The organism is Streptomyces chiangmaiensis, assembly GCF_036281785.1.
In the GTDB taxonomy this organism is placed as follows: Bacteria; Actinomycetota; Actinomycetes; order Streptomycetales; family Streptomycetaceae; genus Streptomyces; species Streptomyces chiangmaiensis.
In genome coordinates this window covers 1-6559 of sequence record NZ_JAYWVC010000312.1, presented here as the reverse complement: position 1 = coordinate 6559, position 6559 = coordinate 1, and the positions used below count along the sequence as shown (strand labels likewise).

Here is a 6559-nt window from a genome sequence, read left to right as displayed (position 1 = left end):
AATGCCCTGTTTTGGTCGAAAAGTCGTTGCTGCACCGAGCTCATCCGCCGCTACTCTTTCGCGGCGCTCAACTGCCCCGTATGGCAGGAGACTGGCTCTGTTCGCCGGTGCGGCGCGCACCGGTCGCCGCCCGCGGCGGCCCGCGGCGGGTCAGGGGCTGTGAAGCCATTCTGACCCGGCAACGGGGTGCCGACCGCACTGGTCGGCACCCGCCTGACGAATGGCGTCAGCGACGCCAGATCACGGCAGAGGTGTTGTTCGCGTCGAGGACCACATCGCCGCCCCAGGTCAGGAACGACTGCTGGGGACGGTAGTCCTGACCAAGGAAGAAGCCCCGGTTGATGCCCGTGACGTGCACGGTGGCGCCAGTGTCGGTGCCGACCACCACACGATGGACGCTCACCTCGGCGATGTCGTCGGCCTTGGTGCCGGCCGGCAGCTCGACCGTCGTGGCCGCCGGGAGGTCACGACTGATCGACCAGGTCGGATCGACGTGGTGGGACAGGTAGATGGTCTCACCGGAGACAAGGCGCACACCGAGGGAGACTCCCACCCAGGACGAACCCGTGTTGGCGGGCTGAGTGGTCTTCTTCACCACCGCGTACAGGTAGTTGCGCTGGTCGCTCATTTCCGGCGTGAACGGCGTGGACGCCGAAGGGACCTCGACCTTGTGCTCGCGGAGCATCTCCTTGGCCATGATCTCGTAGGTCCAGGGGTTGATGTCCATGAGGTACTCGCGAGGCTGACCGGCCGGCAGCGTCTGCAGAGTCGACAGGAAGAAGCGCATCGGATCGTCCACGACGTCACACATGTTGTTGTTCGACGTGCAGGTCTCCAGCAGGGCGTGATCACCCTCGTACTTGCCACTGAAGTGCAGCGTCGCGTGGTTGGGGGCCTGATAGGTGTCGCTGCCCGCAACCCGGCTGCCGTGCTCGTCGACCTCCACGGAGTAGATCCACTCGATGTCGGTCGTACGACCCCAACGGGCCATCAGCGCAGGGGTGTTCGTCCCGCCGTCCTCGTTGCTCCACACCACCGAGTAGGTGAGGATCCGGTGGCCGGGAGTGGCTGCCGGTGCGATCTCATGCCAGGCGATGAGCGGCGTGTCAGTAGTTGCGTTCTGGTACGGGCTGCCGAGGTCGGCAAGACTGCGCCCGTAGACGACCGGCGCGTACCGCAACACCAGGTACTCGGGGCTGTCCGGCGCGTAGGTCGTGATCTGCAACGAGTCGACGAGGGTGGAGGTGGCGGCCGCCGGGGAGCGCTCGTCGGAGAAATGCAGACGCAGCATGTGCACACCCGCGTTGAGGTGACCGAGCGCGAGCTGCCGGTGAAGCGGCTGCCCGCCGGAGACGACAAGGTCAGTGGCGTAGTGGCCGTCGACCGAGATGGACACGACCGCCGACTCGGCACCCGCCAGGGCCCAGTCGGTGCCCGGTGCCGAGGCGTTCAGGTCGATGACAGCCTCGCCTGATCTCGACACGACGACCGGCACCCGCGCATCCGGGTGATCCCGGCGAACCTCGAGGTGTCTGGAGTGGGAGCTCTCTCTCGGCAACGTGTCTGCCGTGGCCGGCGCGGCCAGTCCCGCCAGGGCCATGAAGGCGACGACTGGCGCGGTCATCAGTTGGACAACTCGCATCAAACATCCTTGATCGCAGGGAATCCCTCACGGGCGGGCAGGGCGGCGCGGTGCGACCATGCGACATGACCCGCGAGCGACACTGGTCAGCGACAGGTCTAGTGGCCGAGATTGACCGGAGGCCGAAAATCCGGGGTCAATTCGCCAAAGATCTCAGAAGTTCGTCGGTGGTCGTTGCGAGCCGAGCTGGACGATCTGCTCACGCACGGCCATCGTCGCGCCCGGTCAGACCCAGATCACTGCGGGTGCCGATACATCATCCGCCGAGGTCGCGGCCTTGGGCTCCGCTCTTGTTTACGACCGGGTCACCCGTCGATCGTCACGCACCGCAACCGTCAGGTTGCCGAGAACACCTCAGTGCATCGCGCGGGAGCCGGTGCAGCAACGCCGCCAAGAACGCCCGATCACTCGGCCAGAACCGCGGTCTGCCCCACCCAATTGCCGCTCCAGCACCGCGATCTGATGACGCAGCGACAGGATTTCCACGTCCTTGTCCCGGTCGCTCATCGAAAGCAAGCGCAGCACGGCAAACGCATTCGTCATACCCAGGCAGGCCAGTCGCAACAGCACGGTAGATCATGTTCCCGCAGGACCCAGCACTCGCGCCAGGGTCCCGCCCCAAGCACCCGGGGTCGGGGCCCGCAAAACCCACATACCGCCTCTCACCTGTGCGGATGAGGTTTTCGGCAAGGGCACGCTGGACAGGAACACCGTGCGCCCCTCGGCGGCCAGCGCCTTGAGCAGCTGCAGCCGGCACCGAAGAGGAGGGGCGTCCGGCCCCGCCCGAACGCCCCTCCCTCTCAGGTCCTCCGTGCTACGGCGTGATCACCGCGACGTACGCGTCGGTGTTCCCGAACTGTGCCGGGCAGTCCAGCGGCGGTGCGGGCTTGGTCGACGGGTCGTCGGCATAGGGGTCCTGGCCGAGGCGGGTGGCGATGCGGTCCTTCATGTCGCCACGGACGGCCGAGGTGCCCTCGATGGCGTGCTGGTAGGCGTCGACGGCCGGGCAGCCCACCCCGCTCCTGGCGTCGGTGTCGATGAAGTAGGCCTTGTCGGCGGTGGAGGCCAGGGTGTTGTAGTCGCCCATGAACTGGCGTGCGAGGTTGTTCTGGGCGCTGGTGGCCGGGTCGGTGGAGGCTTTGGAGATCTTCTCCGGCTTGCTCCAGGTGCCGCCTTCCGGTTTGCCGGTGTACCAGGTGTCGACCGCCGCGTTCCCGGTGCCGTAGGTGGCCGGGTTCTTGGCGACGAGTGCCTGATAGGCGACGTCCACACGGCCGTTGGGGGCAACGTCCAAGCCTTGGAAGAAGGCGTAGCCCTCGGCCGTGGTGGACACGGTCACTGGGACCGACCAGGTGGCGCCGCGGTCGCTCGAGCGGACGACGACCAAGCGGCCGCCGCCTGCGGTCCGGTTCACCCACGCCGCCCACACGCTGGTGGAACCGGGGCGCGGGTCGGCCGCGATGGACAGGAAGCTGTCAGTGCGGAAGTTGGCGCCCGGAATGGGGTCCTGGATATCGGCCACGGGTCCGGCCGTGACCGGCCGCGCCCAGGTCGTGCCGCCGTCCCGCGAGACGGAGACGAGCTGCTGCGAGGCCTCCTCCCAGGCGGCGTACACCGTGCCGTCCGGGCCGACCGTCGGCATGGAGCCCTGGCGGCCGTTGCCGGTACCGTTGTTGCCCGCCGGGGAGAGCTGCTTGGGCGAGGAGAAGGTGGCGCCGCCGTCCGTCGACACCGAGACCATCACGGGCTCGGCCTGGCCCGCCGCCCGGAACTCGGTCCAGGTCAGATAGACCCGCCCGAAGAAGGGGCTTGTGGGCGACGCGTCGACGGTCACCCATTCCTTGTCGTTGAAGTCGTTCGGGTTGCCCTTGGCGGTGGCGACCGTCGGCGCGCTCCACGTCGTTCCGTTGTCGTCGGAGTGTGCGACGACGAGCAGTTCGGGCGCCTTGTTGGGCGGGTAGGGGCTGCGGCCCGGCTTGTAGGAGGCCAGGGACGAGTAGTAGGCGCGCACGCCGTTCTTGTAGCTGAAGGTCCCGTCGGGGCCGGGCCTCGGCCCGTAGGAGATCACTGGATCGCCGTCGGAGATCAGGTCCGAGTTCTTCCAGCTCGGCTGGTCGTCGAGCAGACCGCGGTTGTTCCAGGTCGCGCCGCCGTCGCTGGAGGTGTAGACACCCGAGGTGCCTACGCCGGGGAAGAAGGAGCAATCGCTCGGGGCGGCGTCGGTGCCGCGGACCGGGCCGGGTCCGCAGGGCGGCTGCCGCTGCTCGTCGTTGGACCCGGCGATCAGATACCGGCTGTCGAGCGGGTTGACCGCCACGGTCGGTTCGTTCTGCTTGTTGGTCGGGAACCTCGCCGTGGTGTCACTCGCCGGATCCCCGGACACCTGCGGCTCGTTGGCCTGGACGTCGACGGCGGATTCGGCCGCCGCCGGGTGGGCCAGGGGTACGACCAGGAATCCGGCGGCGATCGTCGCAGTCAGGCGACTCGCCCATCTTCGCGACATGGCTCTCCTCGTGGGATGAGGCACCGGCCGAGGGGCCGGCGCGCGTCACGCAGTGGGGGGTGCGAACCGCGACCTTAGTGACACACGGTGGCGCGCGTCCATAGGGCGTGCACAGGTCTGGGGCGGGGGTTGGCGTCGGTCCATGACGACAGTGATCGTCCACCTCGCCGCACAGCGGTGTTCGCTGGGCCATGCGGCATCGCCCGCCTGCATGGACCCCCATCACCGGACGAACCCCGGTAACGCCCTGTCAGTTCGACATCGTCACGCCGTTCATTCGAGTGCACCTCGCGCCGGAAGGCGAACCGGCGGTGCCGACCACGTCCATGATCCCGGTATTGCCGCTGCCCTGGATCGCTTCGGTGTGCGCGCCGAAGAGCCGTACGACGACGTCCCGCCGCACGTCCTCGGTGATGTCCTCGTCGTCCCGCAGCGCGAGTTCCTAGCCGCGCGAGCCGAGGACGTCATCGCCAGCGTGCCATACTGGAGCAGAACTTCTCGCCCTTGGGCCGCCGTCGGCGCAGGATCGCCTGGTTGTCGGCCCACCAGGGGTCGCGCCGCCTTCGGCCCAGCGGCCGCGGTGGAGCTCTCGGTAGATCGTGGAGCGGTGCTTGCCGGGTTCCTCAGCGATCGCGGCCGCGGAGCGGAAAGCCTGCGCACCGTCGGCGATGACAATCCGATTGTCCTGGGTCAGACAGCGCGGGTCGATGGGCTTGTCAGGTAGGAGAATGCGTCCGGCCTTGATGAACCACACCGACCCACTGCTCGTCGAAACACCCACATGGCGGGCAGCCGCTGCTCCTTTCAGGCCTTCCCTCCACAGTTCGAAGCTCCTTCGGCACGGACAGTGGCAGCTTGTTCGGAGCGCACTTGGGCATCGTCAGGACTTCTTCCGGATGTCGCAACCACCGATTGAAATGGCCCGGTATGACCAAAGACGGGCCGCCCCTGTCCATAGCAGGGGCGACGCCCGCCCCATCCCGCCACACCCACGCAGGGAGCACCCTTGATGCCGCACCCCTACAGCACGCTCGTCCTCGCCACCGCGCTTGTGCTCCTCACGAGCGCTGCCGTTCTGCGCCTGCTCCTCACGTGGATCACGTCCCGGACCGCCATTGGCCTCTGCGCCCTGGCCGCCATCCTCGCCGCTGCCCGTGCCTTCGCCCTCCAGGACTGGCCATGGAGCGCGAACTTTCTCCTAGCCGCCATCATCTTGGTGCTCGCATGGCTGACCCAGCCCTCCGCGGACCAGTGAACACTGTAGGGTGCCAAAAGACACACACGGCTCCTGAGCAGGCACTTTGCAGCTTCAGGCGATCATGGCAAGCTCGGGTTGCATAGCGTTGTGCGTGCTCTACCTGATCTTCCTTCAGCTTCTCGGATTGCTCCTGCCGCTGTCACGCTCGAGAGGAGGCGAAGGATGTCGAGCTCCTCACGCTGAGCCACGAAGTCGCGGTGCTGGATCGGCAGCACGGCGTCCGACCGCACCTTTCCTGGCCGGACCGCACAGTACTCGCGGCCCTGGCCCGACACCTACCGGGCCGGCTCCGCCGACATCGCCTGGTCACCCACCACACCCTGCTGTCCTGGCACCGCCGACTACTCTGCCGGAAGTGGAAGCAGAAACCCGTGCCTATGGGCCGGCCTCCGATCTCCGAGGAACTCACCACCCTCATCCTGCGCCTGGTCCACGAAAATCCCGCATGGAGTTGTACAAGATCGCCTTGGAGACGCTGGTCGAGCACCGGGACGCGGACCGGAGGGTGCCCAGCGCCGATGCTGGTGCGGCAGTTGCCCGTGTCCCTGGAGGAGCTGTCGGCTCAGGCCGCGCGGACGACAGTACGGACCGCAGCGTTGATCGGGGGTGAGGAGGCACTGGAGCGCCTGGCTGGCTACGCTGCAGCCGCACATAAGGACATATGGCAGGAACTTGCCGACGCCTGGGAGTACTTCGCTCCCACGAGTACGCCCGCCGGGTGCTGCCCCTGCTTCCACTCAACGAGGTGCCCCTGGGCATCGCACATCCCGCCCAGTGGCCAGCCCTGCTGGGGCTCACGCAGGCACGCCGCGTGTGGATCCGTTACGAGTTCACGAGCGGGCCGGCCGCAGTCTCGGCCCTGGGCGAGCTCGACATGCTCGGGATTCCGCGTCTGCACGGCGACAACGACCTCTCACCGAGACGGGAACAGAGCGGCATGGACAACCTGGTCCTGTGTGGGACTGGAGACCTGCCACTACTCGATGTCGAACCGCTGTGCGGCCTGACCGAGTTGACCAACCTCCAGCTGCAGGACTGGACAGCGGTGCCCCCGACCGTGACATCGGTGGCGAAGTGCCCCAGCCACCGGCGTAGTTCCCGTGGGTCGATCGCCAGCACGAGGGTGGATGGCAGTGCCTGGGTGGCGCTCGACTGC

6 protein-coding genes and 1 pseudogene are annotated in these 6559 nt (G+C 67.5%); 2 read left to right on the top strand and 5 right to left on the bottom strand.

Going from position 1 to position 6559, the window contains the following annotated elements; all coding sequences use genetic code 11:
* Window positions 1-226: 226 nt before the first annotated feature.
* The 5 genes from VXC91_RS40990 to VXC91_RS47310 form a co-directional block, all read right to left on the bottom strand.
* Window positions 227-1642, bottom strand: coding sequence for a hypothetical protein (locus VXC91_RS40990; RefSeq protein ID WP_329512451.1), 1416 nt, complete (start codon window positions 1640-1642; stop codon window positions 227-229).
* 354 nt (window positions 1643-1996) lie between these two features.
* Window positions 1997-2212 carry a hypothetical protein gene (locus VXC91_RS40985; RefSeq protein WP_329512450.1) on the bottom strand — a complete coding sequence of 72 codons (216 nt, stop codon included), beginning with the start codon at window positions 2210-2212 and terminating at the stop codon, window positions 1997-1999.
* Between the two features lie 244 nt (window positions 2213-2456).
* Window positions 2457-4145, bottom strand: coding sequence for a sialidase family protein (locus VXC91_RS40980; protein WP_329512449.1), 1689 nt, complete (start codon window positions 4143-4145; stop codon window positions 2457-2459).
* 250 nt (window positions 4146-4395) lie between these two features.
* Window positions 4396-4548, bottom strand: a complete 153-nt coding sequence (locus VXC91_RS40975) for a hypothetical protein (RefSeq protein WP_329512448.1) — start codon at window positions 4546-4548, stop codon at window positions 4396-4398.
* Window positions 4549-4587: 39 nt separating this feature from the next.
* Window positions 4588-4899: a helix-turn-helix domain-containing protein gene (locus tag VXC91_RS47310; protein ID WP_408057602.1), complete on the bottom strand. Its 312-nt coding sequence runs from the start codon at window positions 4897-4899 to the stop codon at window positions 4588-4590.
* Window positions 4900-5154: 255 nt separating this feature from the next.
* Here VXC91_RS47310 and VXC91_RS40970 point away from each other — a divergent pair, with 255 nt between their 5' ends.
* Both VXC91_RS40970 and VXC91_RS40965 read left to right on the top strand, forming a co-directional pair.
* Window positions 5155-5400 carry a hypothetical protein gene (locus VXC91_RS40970; RefSeq protein WP_329512447.1) on the top strand — a complete coding sequence of 82 codons (246 nt, stop codon included), beginning with the start codon at window positions 5155-5157 and terminating at the stop codon, window positions 5398-5400.
* A gap of 664 nt (window positions 5401-6064) precedes the next feature.
* Window positions 6065-6559: pseudogene (locus tag VXC91_RS40965) on the top strand (hypothetical protein); the annotation flags it as partial.